Origin of the sequence: Streptomyces enissocaesilis (genome assembly GCF_039533765.1) — a bacterium.
Lineage (GTDB): Bacteria > Actinomycetota > Actinomycetes > Streptomycetales > Streptomycetaceae > Streptomyces > Streptomyces enissocaesilis.
On record NZ_BAAAUD010000061.1, the window covers coordinates 113,776 to 128,710 of the forward strand.

The window sequence follows — 14,935 nt, forward strand, 5'->3', positions numbered from 1 at the left end:
CGGGGAGGGCCCTGGAGCCCTCCCCGGCCCGAGCCGGCGTATCTAGGTAAAACGGTCAACTTTGTCAGCGGACCTGGTCCACGTCGACGAGGTCGACGCGGATGCCACGACCGCCGATGGCGCCCACGACCGTACGCAGAGCGCGAGCGGTGCGGCCGTTGCGGCCGATCACCTTGCCGAGGTCGTCCGGGTGAACCCGGACTTCCAGCACGCGTCCGCGGCGCAGGGTACGCGAGGCCACCTGCACATCGTCGGGGTTGTCGACAATGCCCTTCACGAGGTGCTCAAGAGCCTCCTCGAGCATGCTCAGGCCTCGGTCGACTCGGTGGACTCGGCCGCGGGAGCCTCGTCAGCCTTCTTGTCGGCCTTCTTCGCCTTCTGGGTGATCGCCTCGCCCTTGGACTCGTCGCCACCCTCGAGACCCTTGGCGAACGCGTCGAACGCGGCACGCTTGTCGGCCTTCGGCTCCGGCTGGAGCAGCGGCGCCGGGGCCGGGAGGCCCTTGTGCGCCTGCCAGTCGCCGGTGAGCTTCAGGATGGCCATGACCGGCTCGGTCGGCTGGGCGCCGACGGACAGCCAGTACTGGGCACGCTCGGAGTTGACCTCGATGCGCGAGGGGTTCTGCACCGGGTGGTACAGGCCGATCTCCTCGATGGCCCGGCCGTCACGGCGGGTACGGGAGTCGGCGACGACGATGCGGTAGTGAGGCGAACGGATCTTGCCCAGACGCTTCAGCTTGATCTTGACTGCCACTGGAGTGGTGTCTCCTGGTCTATGACGTGGTGGGGCACAACAAGATGCCACGTGGGGTTGCGGTACTCGGGGTGCCCGATGGACGCGTCAGCCGGAGGCGAGAGGGTTCCTGTGCGGCTGTCGAGTACAGCTAGCCATTGTGCCACACACCTGCGGTACGGCATCACCCGGCCGGCACCGCTGCCCACCTGGCGGAAGCAGTGTCAAAAAGGACGGTCAGCTCGCCGCGGCCACCACTTCCGGGATACGGAACGGCTTCCCGCAGCCGCCGCACACGATCGGGGCCTGGGCCAGGACCGACGGTACGACGCGGACGTTGCGCCCGCAGTCGCAGACGGCCTTGACCCGCACCCCGCCGCCGGACGAGCCGTGCCGGGCGGCAGGCCCGCGGAAGGTGCGCTTGGTGTCTGCGGCGGTCGCGACCGTGTGCGCCTTGAGGGCGCGCTGGAGCCGCTCGATCGTCGGCCGGTAGCGCCGCCTCGCCTCGGGGTTGAGCGAGACCAGCGAGAAGCCACTGCTGGGGTGCGGCTCCTCGGGATGGTCGAGCCCCATCTCCTCGGCGATCGCGAGGAATCTGCGGTTGTGGTAGCGGCCGGCGCGCGAGGTGTCACGGACACCGCGCGCGGCGGCGATGCCGTGGACTGCCTCGTGCAGCAGTCGTTCGAAGGAGAGTTCGGCTCCGCAGGCGGAGGAGGACTCTCCGATCAGGGACTCGGGCGCGGCTAGATCTGGCAGCTCGGGGTGGTACCGCTGAATGTCGGCCCACGCCTGCGCCAGCTCTGCGGCGAGAACAGGTGGTGTCGTGCTCACGTCGTGACAACGAGCCGGGGTGCCCCGGTGTTCCTATTCCGGGCCATCCCAAATAATTTGCACGTACCCGTCAGTTGCCGTTGATGCGTCCTGACGAGGGCGGGTGCCCTGATCTGCGGAGGAGTCGCCCAGCACGCGTCAACACGGGGCGTACCCGCGCGTACGCCCCGGCGCGTAGACAAAGACCGCACGCCGGGGCATCAGTTGCTCCGGGCGGCGCGAGTGGTGTCCCGGGCGGCGGCGGGCGTTCCCGGGGGCGCGGACCACGACAGCGACAGTACCGGGGGCGTTCCCGGCCTCCGGCACCGCCCCGCTTCCCGGAACCGGACGTGGTACGGCCGCGGCGACGCACGGCCGCGTTCTCCTCCCGTGGCGCGATCGGCTCGTCGGCGGCACTCTGGAAGCTGGTATCCGCTCCAGCGCGGGGGCGCACGGCAGGGGCACGCAAGCATTGCCCTTCAACCCCTGGACTTGGTGCCGGATGCGGAGTTCCCTGACATACGGGGAGTACGAGCGCACGCACACGGGGGACGTCCATCAGGACACGTCATGACCTCTCGGCGGATTGGGGCGCTTTCGATGACACCTACGCTCGTCCGGCACCACCCGAACGCGGCTTCACCGCCGGCGACGGACGCGGGTACACGCGCCCGTGACTGGGCCGAGATCCAGGAACGGATGCTGGTCCCGCTGTACGAAGCGGCGTACGAGCGGCTCGAGGTGGGCCCTGCCACCCGGCTGCTCGGTCTCGGCTGCGGCTCGGGGCTCGCCCTGCTGATCGCCGCGTCGCGCGGTGCGCACGTGACAGGCGTCGAAGCCGACCCCGCCCGGGTCGCGCTGGCCCGTGAGCGCCTGTTGTCGGACGCGTCGCAGAGCGGTGGCGGCCGGGAGGGCGCGCCTCACGGATCCACCCGGTTGTTCGAAGGCGGTTCGGCGGAGGTCTGCGACACCTCCGTCCCCGCGTACAACCTCGTCACCGCGTTCGAACCGCTGGGCTGCGCGGCCGGTGACTCCGACGGGCTCGCCGCAACGCTCGAAAGCGCGATACCGCTCGCCGAGCGGGGCAGCGAAGTGGTCCTGGCCGGCTGGGGACCGCCCGAGCGCTGTGCGACCTCCGCGGTGCTGCGGGTCGCCTCCCGGCTGACCGAGAGCCCGCGCGCCGCCGGCCGCGGCTGGCGCCCCGCGCTCAGGGACGACCTGGAGGACGTGGCCTCGCGGGCCGGACTGAAACCGGACGGTTCGGGGCGGGTCGCGTGCCCCTTCGGTTACGCCGACATGGACAGCGCCGTACGCGGGCTCCTGTCGACCGGACTGTTCGACGCGGCCGTACGGGCCACGGACCCGGCGCAGGTGAGGAAGGAACTCACCGAGGCTCTCCACCCCCACATGCGGCGGGACGGAACGGTCTGGATGTCCAACGTCTTCCGCTACCTGATCGCGCGTACGCAGTGAGCGGCGTGGGCGCCCGCCCCGGGAAGGGGCGGGCGCCCACGGCGCTGCACGCACTGCGGCCGGGCGTCAGCCCATGAACTTCTTGAACTCGTCGGGCAGTTCGAAGTCCTGGCCGCTCTGGCCGGCCGGCAGGCCCAGCGCGCCGCCCGACTGCGCGGCCTGCTCGCGGCGCTCGGCCGCGGCCTGCTCCTCCAGCTTGCGCTTCATCGGGTTGCCGCTCTTGCGCTTGCCCTTGGCCTGCTTCTGCTGCTTCTTCTGACGGCCGGGGCCGCCGCCCATGCCCGGAATGCCGGGCATTCCCGGCATTCCGCCGCCCTGAGCCATCTTCGACATCATCTTGCGCGCCTCGAAGAACCGCTCCACCAGGTTCTTCACGGCGCTGACGTCGACGCCCGAGCCCTTGGCGACACGGGCCCGGCGCGAGCCGTTGATGATCGTCGGGTCCTGGCGCTCGGCGGGGGTCATCGACTTGATGATCGCGGCGGTACGGTCCACGTCGCGCTCGTCGATGTTGGCGATCTGCTCCTTGATCTGCCCCATGCCGGGCATCATGCCGAGCAGCTTGGAGATGGAGCCCATCTTGCGGACCTGCTCCATCTGGGCCAGGAAGTCGTCGAGCGTGAACTCCTTCGGGCCCTTCGCCAGCTTGGCCGCCATCGCTTCGGCCTCTTGCTGGCTGAAGGTCTGCTCGGCCTTCTCGATGAGCGACAGCATGTCGCCCATGCCGAGGATGCGGGACGCCATGCGGTCCGGGTGGAACGCGTCGAAGTCGTCCAGCTTCTCGCCGTTCGAGGCGAACATGATCTGGCGGCCGGTCACCTTGGCGATCGACAGGGCGGCGCCACCGCGGGCGTCACCGTCGAGCTTGGACAGCACCACACCGTCGAAGCCGACGCCGTCGCGGAATGCCTCGGCGGTGTTGACCGCGTCCTGGCCGATCATCGCGTCGACGACGAAGAGGACCTCGTCGGGGCTGACGGCGTCGCGGATGTCCGCGGCCTGCTGCATCAGCTCCTGGTCGATGCCGAGGCGGCCCGCGGTGTCGACGATGACGATGTCGTGCAGCTTGTTCTTGGCGTACTCGATGGAGTCCGTGGCGACCTGGACCGGGTCACCGACGCCGTTGCCCGGCTCCGGCGCGTACACCGCGACACCGGCGCGCTCGGCGACGACGCTCAGCTGGTTGACGGCGTTGGGGCGCTGGAGGTCGCAGGCGACCAGGATCGGCGAGTGTCCCTGGCCCTTGAGCCACAGGCCCAGCTTTCCGGCGAGGGTCGTCTTGCCGGCGCCCTGGAGACCCGCGAGCATGATCACGGTGGGCGGGTTCTTGGCGAACCGCAGGCGGCGGGTCTCGCCGCCGAGGATGCCGACGAGCTCCTCGTTGACGATCTTGATGACCTGCTGCGCCGGATTCAGCGCCTGCGAGACCTCGGCCCCGGCGGCGCGCTCCTTGACCTGCTTGATGAACGCCCGGACCACGGGCAGCGCGACATCCGCTTCCAGCAGGGCGATACGGATCTCACGTGCCGTGGCGTCGATGTCCGCCTCGGACAGGCGGCCCTTGCCCCGGAGGTTTTTGAATGTCGCTGCGAGGCGGTCGGAAAGAGTATCGAACACGGCGGTCGCGAATCCTCGGGTCAGGGGGCGGGTGGTCACAGACGTCCCCCAGGGTAACTGTCTGTCCGTGTCGGGGTCTGCCCCCTGCTCCCTGCTCCCTACCGCAGCGCGCCCTCCAGCGCCCCGGCCACCTCGGCCGCCTCGATCTCCGGAAGCGGGGCGCCTTCGGGGCCTGTGACGTAGAAGGCGTCGACCGCGTTCGCGCCCAGGGTCGACACATGCGCGCTGCGCACCCGTACGTTCGCGGCCTCCAGCGCGTGACCGATGCGGTGCAGCAGGCCCGGGGCGTCCTGTGCCCGCACCTCGATCACCGTCGCGAGCCGGGACCCGGCGGGGGCCACCGTGACGCGGGGCGGCGGAGCCTGCGCGCCCCGCCTGCGCGGGTTCTTCTCGTACGCGCGCTCCCGCTCCGCGAGGCGGGCCGGGATGTCGAGCGAGCCGTCCAGGGCGCGTACGAGATCGGCGCGCAGCCGGACGGCCTGGGGCAGTGATCCGTACTCCGCGGCCACCCGCCAGTCGAGCAGCAGCACGCCGGCCCGCGACGCGGGGGCGCCGGCCACGACCGAGGGCGGGAGTTCGGCGGCCCGCAGTTCCGCCGTGCGTACGGTCAGCCGGTGCATCGCCAGTACACCGGCCACCGCGGACAGGACACCGGGCTGGTCCGGCACGGCGATCAGCAGCTCGACGCCGAGCGGCTCCGGTTCCTCGGCCGCCTCCTCCCCGTGGCCCTCCGGCTGCGCGCGCAGCGAGAGGACGGGCCCGCCGGTACGGAACGCCTCGACGGCGAGGCGCTCCTGCTCCGCGCTGGGAGCGGCGGGTTCGGGTTCGGCCGGAGCTTCGCCGGCGAGAACGGCGGCGACACGTTTCACCAGGTCGGCGACGAGCGAGGCGCGCCAGGTGGACCAGGCGGCGGGCCCGGTGGCCAGTGCGTCGGCCTCGGTGAGGGCGTGCAGGAGTTCGAGGGTGCCGGTCGCCTTGACCGCGTCGGCCACGGAGCGGACGGTGGCCGGGTCGTCCAGGTCGCGCCGGGTGGCGGTCTCGACGAGGAGGAGGTGGTGGCGTACGAGCGTGGCGATCACGCCGACGTCGTGCCGGTCGAAGCCGATCCGGGTGGCGACGTCGCGGGCGATGATCTCGCCGGCCACCGAGTGGTCGCCGGGCCAGCCCTTCCCGAAGTCGTGCAGCAGGGCGGCGGTCAGCAGCAGGTCGGGGCGCCCGACCCGGCGGGTGAGCGCGGAGGCCCGTACGGCCGTCTCGACCAGGTGCCGGTCGACGGTCCAGGTGTGGACGGGGTTGCGCTGCGGACGGCACCGCACCCGCTCCCAGTCCGGCAGCAGCCGGGTGATGAGCCCTTCGGCCTCCAGCGCCTCCCACACCCCGACGGTCGCCCCGCCCGCGCCGAGGAGAGTGACGAGCTCCTCGCGTGCCTCGGCCGGCCAGGGCACGGGCAGCGGCCTGGCGACGGCCGCGAGGCGGCGTACGGCGTGCAGGGAGACGGGCAGCCCCGACTGGGCCGCCGCGGCGGCGACCCGCAGCGGGAGCACGGGGTCGCGCTCGGGGCGCGCGGTGCGGGCGAGCACCACTTCGCCGTCCTGCTCGACGACTCCTTCCGCGAGCGGGGTGCGGTCGGTGGCAGGGGTCCTGCCACCGAGCATGGCGCGCAGCCGGGGGCGCAGCGACCGGGCGCGCAGGACTCGGTTCACCTCGCGCCAGGTGACGTCGCCGGCGTACGAGATGGTGCGCGCCGCTTCGTACACCTCGCGCAGCAGGGTGTCGGCGTCCAGCAGGCCGAGCTCGGCGGCGACCTGGTCCTGCTCCTGGAGGGCGAGGCGGTCGGTGGCGCGTCCGGTGGTCAGGTGCAGTGCGTCGCGTACGTCGAGGAGCCGGCGCCGCGCCGCGTCGAGGCCCTCGCGCGGGGCGTCGGCGAGCCAGGAGGCGGCGACGGCGCGCAGGGCGGTGGCGTCGCGCAGGCCGCCGCGCGCCTCCTTGAGGTCGGGTTCCAGGAGGTACTGCAGTTCGCCCTGGCGTACGGCCCGTTCCCGGCAGAGCTCGTGGAGCTCGGGCAGCCGCTTGGGGGCGAGGTTGCGCCAGTCGGCGAGTACGGCGGTGCGCAGTCCCGCGGTGACGCCGAGGTCACCGGCGATGTGCCGGGCGTCGAGGAGGCCGAGGTGCACTTTGAGGTCCTCGCCGGCGGTGGTACGTGCCTCGGCGGGCGTGCGTACGGAGTGGTCGAGGGCGATGCCCAGATCCCACACCGGGTACCAGACGCGGTCGGCGAGGGCTGCGATCGCGGCCTTGTCGGCGCTCCCGTCGTGCAGCAGGAGGAGGTCGAGGTCGCTGCGCGGCGACAGTTCGCCCCGGCCGTATCCGCCGACGGCGACGAGGGCCGCGCCGCGCACCCCCGTTTCGAGGGCGGCCGTGGTGAACAGCGCGCCCAGCCAGTCGTCGGTCAGCCGGGCGAGGCCGGAGCGGCGCGGCGGCCCGGACCGCGACTTCTCCTGGAGAAGCCGCAGCCGGGCCGCCGCGTAGCCGCTGGGTCCCGAGTCGTCGGACGGTTCGGTGGTCACTTCTACGCTCGTCACCCAGCAGCTCCCGTTTCATGCGTTCCGGTCGGAGGGCGTCCGGTCAGAGGGCGTCCGGGCCGCGTTCGCCGGTCCGTACCCTGACCGCCGTCTCGACCGGCACGCTCCACACCTTGCCGTCACCGATCTTGCCGGTACGGGCGGCTTTCACCACCACGTCGATGAGCTGTTCGGCGTCACTGTCCTCGACCAGCACCTCGATCCGGATCTTCGGTACGAGGTCGACCGTGTACTCGGCGCCCCGGTAGACCTCGGTGTGGCCGCGCTGGCGGCCGTAGCCGCTGGCCTCGGTGACCGTGAGTCCCTGGACCCCGAAGGCCTGGAGGGCCTCCTTGATCTCGTCGAGCCGGTGCGGCTTCACGACCGCGGTGATGAGCTTCATGCGTCCACCTTCTTGTTCTGCGTCGCGGCGCCCGCCCTGTCGGTCCGGCCGGGCTCGGACACGGCCGTGCGGGAGGCCGAACCGCCGCCCGCTCCGCTGAAGTCGTACGCCGTCTCGGCGTGTTCGACCTGGTCGATGCCCAAGACCTCGTCGTCCTCGGGGACCCGCATGCCCATCGCCTTGTCGATGACGAAGGCGAGGAGCGCGGAGACCACCAGAGAGTAGGCCAGTACGGCGACGACGCCCACGGCCTGCTTGCCGAGCTGGTCCAGCCCGCCGCCGTAGAAGAGGCCCTTGGCGTCGGACTGGACGCCGCCGGTGGCGAAGAAGCCGACGAGCAGCGAGCCGGCGATGCCGCCGACGAGGTGGACGCCGATGACGTCCAGGGAGTCGTCGTAACCCAGCTTGTACTTGAGGCCGACGGCCATCGCGCACAGCAGACCGGCGATGACGCCGACGGCGATCGCGCCGAGCGGGCTGACCGAGCCGCCGGCCGGGGTGATCGCGACGAGGCCCGCGACGGCGCCGGAGGCGGCGCCCAGGGTGGTGAACGAGCCGTGCCGGATCTTCTCGTACGCCAGCCAGGCGAGCATGGCGGCGGCGGTGGCGACCTGGGTGTTGAGGAACATCACGGCGCCGACGCCGTCATCGTTGCCCAGCCAGGAGCCGGCGTTGAAGCCGAACCAGCCGAACCAGAGGAGTCCGGCGCCGAGCATCACCAGCGGCAGGCTGTGCGGGCGCATCGGGTCCTTCTTGAACCCGACGCGCTTCCCGATGACGAGGATGACGCCGAGCGCCGCGGCGCCGGCGTTGATGTGGACGGCCGTGCCGCCCGCGAAGTCGATGACGCCCATCTCGAAGAGCCAGCCGCCGGTGCCCCACACCCAGTGCGCGACCGGGAAGTAGACGACGGTGACCCACAGGGCGACGAACAGCGCCCAGGCGGTGAACTTGACGCGGTCGGCCAGGGCGCCGCTGATCAGGGCCGGGGTGAGGATCGCGAACATCAGCTGGAAGGCGGCGAAGACGTAGACCGGGATGGTGTAGCCGTCCCAGAGCTCGGTGACTCCGATGCCGCTCAGTCCGACGTACTCCGACGACCAGCCGACGACCGAGCCGATGTCGGTGCCGAAGGCCAGGCTGAAGCCGTACAGCACCCAGAGGACCGTGACGATCCCGAGGCTGATGAAGCTCATCATCAGCATGTTCAGGGTGGACTTGACGCGGACCATGCCTCCGTAGAAGAAGGCCAGGCCCGGCGTCATGAGCATCACCAGGGCGGAACAGATGAGCATGAAGCCGGTATTGGCGGCAGACAGTTCGGTCGTGTCTGCGGCAAGCGTCGTGATGCCTGGAGGCATCGGCGTCTCCTCGTCGTCGGTGCGGCCCGTGCGGGGGCGGAGCCTGGTGGCCTGCCGGCCTGGTGGCCGGTTCGGCAGCAAAGGGGTGCGCCGCTTATGGGCCATGAGGTTGGCGCAGCGCGGTTTCGGCCGATGCCGCCCGATGTTTCGCACCAGTGACGAAGGGGTCCTGCGTGTTACGTACGGGTGAACCGCCGGGCCGGGGCCGCGGACCGCCGATACCCTCTGCCCACGGCAGGCACCGCACAGCGAAAACCGGCCGCGACCGCCACCCGGTTGGCCTGGCGCGGGGGAGCCGAGTCGGGCTGTACGGGGTGGCCGGTCGCGGCCGGCGTCTGTGGCGGCGCGGGGGCCGGGGCCTTCAGACCGCTTCCGCGGCTTCGGGCAGCTGGGCTGCGAGCCTGTCGGTGAGATCGACGACTTCGGCGACGTCGCCGAAGTCCCTGGCGGCGGTGTCGACGGTCTTGCGGAGCCGGTTGTTCACCCGCTCGGAACGGACGCGCCTGGCGACCGCGAGAGCCTTTTCGGCCAGTACGACGGACTGTTCGGGTTCGCGCTTCAGCAGGTGCACGGTGGCCATGCCGATGAGGTTCAGTGCGTACGAACGCTGGTGTTCGTCGTCCTTGCCGAAGAGTTCCACCGCGCGCTCCATGACGGGCTCGGAGAGCGAGGCGTAGGCGGGGCTGCGTCCGGCGACATAGGCCAGGTCGCGGTACGAGTGGGCGTTCTCGCCGTTCAGCTCAGCCTCGGAGAAGAAGCGGATCCAGTCGGGCTCGGGCTCGCCGTCCAGGCCCGCGTCCGCGAAGGTGTCCTCGGCCATCCGGACGGCCCGCTTGCACTTGCTGGGCTGCCCGATGTTGGCGTAGGCGCGGGCCTCCATCGCATACAGCATCGCCTGGGTCCGGGGCGTGGCGCAGTCGCGGCTGCCGTACTGCGCGAGGTGGACGAGTTCCAGCGCGTCGTCGGGACGGCCGAGGTGGATCATCTGACGGCTCATGCTCGACAGGACGTAGCTGCCGAACGGTTTGTCGCCGGCCTCCTTGGCGGCGTGCAGGGCGAGCACGAAGTACTTCTGCGCCGTGGGCTGCAGGCCCACGTCGTAGCTCATCCAGCCGGCCAGCTCGGCCAGTTCGGCGGCGCATTTGAAGAGCCGCTTGGACGTAGCCTCGGGCTGCGGCTCCTGGAGCAGGTCCGTGACTTCGTGGAGCTGTCCGACGACGGCCTTGCGCCGCAGCCCGCCGCCGCACTGGGCGTCCCACTGGCGGAACATCATGGTCGTGGACTCCAGCAGGTCCAGCTCCGGCCCCGAGAGCCGGGACGGCCGCCGCGAGGACGCGGCCGTCTCCGGGCGGTCGGGGACGGCGGGGGACCCGGGGACGAGCCAGCGCTGCATGGGCTCGATGAGGGCGGGCCCCGCGGCGAGCGCCAGTGAGGTCCCGAGGAAGCCGCGCCGTGCGAGCATCAGGTCGCTGCGCGAGAACTCGCTGAGCAGGGCGACCGTCTGGGGGCCCGCCCAGGGCAGGTCGACTCCGGACACGGAGGGTGACTGGTGCGCGGAGCGCAGTCCGAGGTCCTCGACGGCGACGACGCTGCCGAACCGTTCGGAGAAGAGCTCGGAGAGGATGCGCGGGATCGGCTCGCGCGGCTGCTCGCCGTCCAGCCAGCGGCGCACCCGCGAGGTGTCCGTGCTGATGTGGTGCGCGCCCATCTGGCGCGCTCTGCGGTTCACCTGGCGTGCGAGCTCGCCCTTCGACCAGCCGCTGCGCACGAACCACGAGCCCAGCTGCTCGTTCGGGCGCTTTCCAGCGTTCGTACCGCCTGCGCCACTGCCGCCCACTGGAACGCCCCCATCCGCTGAAACCTCTATGCACGAACCCGTAACAGAATGCCGCGAGTTGCGGCCCGCCGTCCGAGGAATGCCCCCCTCGAACAGGAATCCGGCTTGCCTCCGGCATACCCGCACGTGTCGCGATCTCCGGCGGTTCGTGCACCGAAAGTAATCCTACGATCACCCATCCGGCCATGGTGATTCCATAAACGCCACCATTCGCCACCCCTTCGAATGAACTCTCCCGGGGCCGGGCGCGCTTCACTTGACATACAACGATCGAGAGTCGGCGGAGCGGTGCGCGCCGGGGCGTGCGGCCCGGTCCGCACCACCTCTCACGACACCGTGCGCCGCCGGACCGGACCGGTCCGGGTACAGCGGAGCGTTACAGAATGGCTCCGCACCGTAACCACCGGTGCACTCGAACCGTTGGAGGGGGCATGGGCTTCACGATCGGCCGGGAGACACTGTCCGGCGCACGGCGCCGCGACCGCCTGTCGGACTGCACCACGGTGGCCGAGTACACCGGACTGTGGGGCTGGGCGGTGGTGCCGGGCGCCAGAGCGTCGGCAGCGGGGCCGGCCGGCTCCGCCGGTCCGGCGGGCTCCGCCTCGGCGAAGTCCGTTTCCGCCCGCGCCGGAGCGCGGTACTGCTCGTGCGGCGACACGGCGTGCCGGGCGCCGGGCGCCCATCCGCTGGACTTCGCGCCCGAGGTGCCCGCGGGCGCCACCCTCGACGAGGTCACCACGACCTGGTCGGGGTTCCCCGGCGCGGCGGTACTGCTGCCCGTGGGCCGTACGTTCGACGTCATCGAGGTCGCCGAGTCCGCCGGGCGCCGGGCGCTCGTACGGCTGGAACGGATGGGGCTGCCGCTGGGACCGGTGGCCGCGACGCCGGACGGCCGGGCCCACTTCTTCGTCGCCCCGGGAGCAGCCGCCGAGCTCCCCCGGCTGCTCTACCGGATGGGCTGGGACGACGCGGACCTCGATCTGCGCGGGCTGGGCCCCGGCGACCACATCGTGGCGCCGCCGTCCGACCTCGGCGGCCTCGGTCCGGTCCGCTGGCTCCGGCCGCCGGTGCTGGACACGGCGCAGTCACCGCCGCAGGCCCGGCTGCTGCTGGGAACGCTGGCGTACATCGCGCACCGCTCTCCGGCGTAGCGGCGCCCCGGCAACGGCAATCGCCGGACGGCTCACATCGAGCTCGTCCGGCGATTCCTTGCGTCGATCGAGGGCCGGCCGACAGCCGGGGCCGAGGCCCGGGACCGGACCCCGGGCTAGTCGCCGATGAGCGCGTCGACGAACGCCTCCGGCTCGAACGGCGCGAGGTCGTCCGCACCCTCCCCCAGGCCGATCAGCTTCACCGGTACGCCGAGCTCGCGCTGGACCGCGATCACGATGCCGCCCCGGGCCGTGCCGTCCAGCTTCGTCAGTACGATGCCGGTGATGTTCACGACCTCGGCGAACACCCGCGCCTGCACCAGGCCGTTCTGTCCCGTCGTCGCGTCCAGCACCAGCAGCACCTCGTCGAGCGGACCGTGCTTCTCCACGACGCGCTTGACCTTGCCGAGTTCGTCCATGAGCCCGGTCTTGGTGTGCAGCCGTCCCGCCGTGTCGATGAGTACGACGTCGGCGCCCTCGGCGATGCCTTCCTTCACGGCGTCGAAGGCGATCGACGCCGGGTCGCCGCCCTCGGGGCCGCGCACCGTGCGCGCGCCGACCCGCTCGCCCCAGGTCTGGAGCTGGTCGGCGGCGGCGGCGCGGAAGGTGTCCGCGGCGCCGAGCACCACGCTGCGGCCGTCGGCCACCAGGACGCGGGCGAGCTTGCCGGTGGTGGTGGTCTTGCCGGTGCCGTTGACGCCGACGACCATGATCACGCCCGGGGTGTCCAGGCCGCTCTCGGTCTTCACCTCCCGGTCCATGTCCGTGCCGAGCAGGTTCAGCAGCTCCTCGCGGAGCAGGAGGCGCAGGTCGCCCGGCGTACGCGTACCGAGCACCCGTACGCGCTCACGCAGCCGGTCGACCAGTTCCTGGGTCGGGGCGACGCCGACGTCCGCGGTGAGCAGCGTCTCCTCGATCTCCTCCCAGGTGTCCTCGTCGAGGTGTTCGCGGGAGAGCAGGGTCAGCAGACCCTTGCCGAGCGTGTTCTGCGAGCGGGCGAGCCGGGCGCGCAGCCGCACCAGGCGGCCGGCGGTGGGCTCGGGGATCTCGATCTCGGGCGCGACGGGTTCGGCGACGACCGGATCCTCGACGGCGACGGGCTCCCTGACGGCGGTCGACGCGTCCGGGAGGCCCACCTCCTCGATGGTCCGGCGCGCTTCGTCGCGCGGTGGCGCCGCGTCCTCGCCGACCTGCGGTTCGGTGGGCGGAGCGGTGATGGTCGGCGTGCTCGGCGGCGCCTGGGGCGGCAGCTGCTTCTTCTTGCGGCTGCTGACCACGAGCCCGCTGATCGCGCCGATCGCGACCAGGGCGATGACTACAGCAAGGATGACGATTTCCATAACCCACCCAGTATCAGCCACACCCGTACCCGAAGAGGCTCCTCGGAGGATCACACGAGGTACATGGTAGGGATTTGGACCTTTTGGGGGGAGCATGCGCAGCTGTGCCCGTAAGATGCTGTTGATCCCCCCACCACCGCACGGAGTTCCCCCATGCCTGAAGCGTCCGCCCCCGACTCCGAGGGCGCGATAGAGACCCGCGGTCTCGAGCCCGTTCCCGACCACGAGCGCTCGGGCCGCGTCCGCGAGCTCTTCCCCACCTGGGTCGCCGCCAACATCAGCGTGCTCCTGCTCACCATGGGCGCGGGCCTGGTCGTCTTCAACGGCCTGAATTTCTGGCAGGTGCTGGCCGTGGCCGTCGCCGGGCCCGTCGTCTCGTACGGGCTCGTCGGCCTGATCTCGATCGCGGGCAAGCGCGGCGGATCCCCCGGCATGGCGCTCTCCAGGGCGGTGTTCGGCCAGCGCGGCAACCTCTTCCCCGGCTCGCTGATCTGGGTCGCGCGCTGGGGCTGGGAGACGATCAACGCGGTGACCGGTGCGTACGCCGTGCTGACCGTGCTCGATCTGCTCTTCGGCATCAAGAGCAACACCACGCTGATCGTCGTGACGCTGCTGCTCTTCGTCGGGTGCACCTTCCTGGTGTCGGGTCTGGGCATCAACGCCCTGCGCCGGTGCAGCACCTGGTCGACGTACTTCTTCGGCGCCTTCAGCGTGCTCGTGCTGGTCTATCTGATCGCCGGCACCGACTGGTCCGCCGTGTTCGCCAAGCCCGCCGGTTCCACCGCGATGATGATCGCGGGCATCGGCACCATCGCGGCCGGCGGCATCAGCTGGGTCCCCTCGGGCCCGGACTTCACGCGCTATCTGCCGCGTACGGCGTCGGGCAGGGCCCTGGTCTCCACGACCGTCGGCGGTGCGGGTGTCGTCGTACTGCCGATGGTGGTGATGGGCGCGGTCATGGCCGTCAGTACGCCGGACCTGGCGTCGGCCGCCGACCCGGTGTCCTTCATCGGCGAGCTGCTGCCGACCTGGATCGCCGTTCCGTACCTGCTGATCGCCCTGATCGGCATGCTGCTGATCAACTCGATGTCGATGTACTCGGCCGGCTTCACCGCGCAGACACTGGGCATCAAGGTGCCGCGGGCCTGGGCCGTGAGCGTCAACGCGGTCATCAGCCTGATCTTCGGCTTCCTGCTGATGGTGGTGGCGACGAGCTTCTTCGGCTCGTTCATCTCCTTCCTGACGCTGCTGGCCGTGGCGTTCTCCGCGTGGATCGGCGTGTTCGGTGTGGACATGCTCAGCCGTCGTACGTACGACGGTGAGGCGCTCATGGACACCACCCGCACCAGTGGTTACTGGTACCGGGCCGGTTTCGCCTGGCAGGCCATGGTGGCGTGGGGCGTCGCCCTGGTGGCGGGCCTGCTGTTCACCAAGGTCGACTGGTTCACCGGGCCGCTCGCCGGTTCCTGGATCGGGCGCAACGGCCTGGGCTGGGCGGCGACGGTCGTCGTGGCGGCGCTGCTGTACGCGGTGCTGCCGAGGACGAAGCCCGTGGCCCCGGCCGCGACGCCGGAACCGCGGGCCGAGGCCGGGCGCGAGGCCGAGCCCGCCGGAAACCTGTCCGTCTGACGCGACCCGGCTGACGTGACC

At 71.3% G+C, this 14,935-nt stretch carries 12 protein-coding genes; 3 read left to right on the top strand and 9 right to left on the bottom strand.

Features of this window, described 5'->3' with window-relative positions; genetic code table 11:
* Positions 1–64: 64 nt before the first annotated feature.
* The 3 genes from ABD374_RS30995 to ABD374_RS31005 all read right to left on the bottom strand — a co-directional run bounded on the left by ABD374_RS30995 (position 65) and on the right by ABD374_RS31005 (position 1,563).
* Positions 65–304, bottom strand: a complete 240-nt coding sequence (locus ABD374_RS30995; RefSeq protein ID WP_003980229.1) for an RNA-binding protein — start codon at positions 302–304, stop codon at positions 65–67.
* 2 nt (positions 305–306) lie between these two features.
* Positions 307–753, bottom strand: a complete 447-nt coding sequence (rpsP, locus tag ABD374_RS31000; RefSeq protein WP_093798808.1) for a 30S ribosomal protein S16 — start codon at positions 751–753, stop codon at positions 307–309.
* Between the two features lie 216 nt (positions 754–969).
* Complete coding sequence (locus ABD374_RS31005) at positions 970–1,563, bottom strand: hypothetical protein (protein WP_344499847.1); 594 nt, start codon at positions 1,561–1,563, stop codon at positions 970–972.
* A gap of 579 nt (positions 1,564–2,142) precedes the next feature.
* Between ABD374_RS31005 and ABD374_RS31010 the strand changes: the two genes are divergently transcribed.
* Complete coding sequence (locus ABD374_RS31010) at positions 2,143–3,015, top strand: SAM-dependent methyltransferase (protein WP_344499849.1); 873 nt, start codon at positions 2,143–2,145, stop codon at positions 3,013–3,015.
* Positions 3,016–3,081: 66 nt separating this feature from the next.
* On the opposite strand, the gene ffh is transcribed toward ABD374_RS31010, so the two are convergent.
* The 5 genes from ffh to nsdA all read right to left on the bottom strand — a co-directional run bounded on the left by ffh (position 3,082) and on the right by nsdA (position 10,794).
* Positions 3,082–4,632, bottom strand: coding sequence for a signal recognition particle protein (ffh, locus tag ABD374_RS31015; protein ID WP_344499851.1), 1,551 nt, complete (start codon positions 4,630–4,632; stop codon positions 3,082–3,084).
* 98 nt (positions 4,633–4,730) lie between these two features.
* Positions 4,731–7,214, bottom strand: coding sequence for a [protein-PII] uridylyltransferase (locus ABD374_RS31020; RefSeq protein ID WP_344499853.1), 2,484 nt, complete (start codon positions 7,212–7,214; stop codon positions 4,731–4,733).
* 43 nt (positions 7,215–7,257) lie between these two features.
* Complete coding sequence (locus tag ABD374_RS31025; protein WP_274562355.1) at positions 7,258–7,596, bottom strand: P-II family nitrogen regulator; 339 nt, start codon at positions 7,594–7,596, stop codon at positions 7,258–7,260.
* Positions 7,593–8,957, bottom strand: a complete 1,365-nt coding sequence (locus tag ABD374_RS31030) for an ammonium transporter (protein WP_344499858.1) — start codon at positions 8,955–8,957, stop codon at positions 7,593–7,595. Before ABD374_RS31030 ends, ABD374_RS31025 begins: the two co-directional genes overlap by 4 nt.
* A gap of 361 nt (positions 8,958–9,318) precedes the next feature.
* Complete coding sequence (gene nsdA, locus ABD374_RS31035; protein WP_344499860.1) at positions 9,319–10,794, bottom strand: transcriptional repressor NsdA; 1,476 nt, start codon at positions 10,792–10,794, stop codon at positions 9,319–9,321.
* 431 nt (positions 10,795–11,225) lie between these two features.
* Here nsdA and ABD374_RS31040 point away from each other — a divergent pair, with 431 nt between their 5' ends.
* The gene (locus ABD374_RS31040; RefSeq protein WP_344499862.1) at positions 11,226–11,945 is read left to right on the top strand and encodes a bifunctional DNA primase/polymerase; all 720 of its coding nucleotides are present in this window, start codon (positions 11,226–11,228) and stop codon (positions 11,943–11,945) included.
* 116 nt (positions 11,946–12,061) lie between these two features.
* On the opposite strand, the gene ftsY is transcribed toward ABD374_RS31040, so the two are convergent.
* The gene (ftsY, locus tag ABD374_RS31045; RefSeq protein WP_344499864.1) at positions 12,062–13,285 is read right to left on the bottom strand and encodes a signal recognition particle-docking protein FtsY; all 1,224 of its coding nucleotides are present in this window, start codon (positions 13,283–13,285) and stop codon (positions 12,062–12,064) included.
* Positions 13,286–13,438: 153 nt separating this feature from the next.
* Here ftsY and ABD374_RS31050 point away from each other — a divergent pair, with 153 nt between their 5' ends.
* Positions 13,439–14,914: a cytosine permease gene (locus tag ABD374_RS31050; protein ID WP_344499866.1), complete on the top strand. Its 1,476-nt coding sequence runs from the start codon at positions 13,439–13,441 to the stop codon at positions 14,912–14,914.
* The last annotated feature ends 21 nt before the right edge of the window (positions 14,915–14,935 follow it).

What these genes read in the sequence shown, in the direction of transcription:
- ABD374_RS30995 (WP_003980229.1), bottom strand. Translation starts at nt 304, where the DNA reads ATGCTCGAGGAGGCTCTTGAGCACCTCGTGAAGGGCATTGTCGACAAC.
- ABD374_RS31010 (WP_344499849.1), top strand. Translation starts at nt 2,143, where the DNA reads ATGACACCTACGCTCGTCCGGCACCACCCGAACGCGGCTTCACCGCCG.
- ABD374_RS31025 (WP_274562355.1), bottom strand. Translation starts at nt 7,596, where the DNA reads ATGAAGCTCATCACCGCGGTCGTGAAGCCGCACCGGCTCGACGAGATC.
- ABD374_RS31030 (WP_344499858.1), bottom strand. Translation starts at nt 8,957, where the DNA reads ATGCCTCCAGGCATCACGACGCTTGCCGCAGACACGACCGAACTGTCT.
- ABD374_RS31040 (WP_344499862.1), top strand. Translation starts at nt 11,226, where the DNA reads ATGGGCTTCACGATCGGCCGGGAGACACTGTCCGGCGCACGGCGCCGC.
- ftsY (WP_344499864.1), bottom strand. Translation starts at nt 13,285, where the DNA reads ATGGAAATCGTCATCCTTGCTGTAGTCATCGCCCTGGTCGCGATCGGC.
- ABD374_RS31050 (WP_344499866.1), top strand. Translation starts at nt 13,439, where the DNA reads ATGCCTGAAGCGTCCGCCCCCGACTCCGAGGGCGCGATAGAGACCCGC.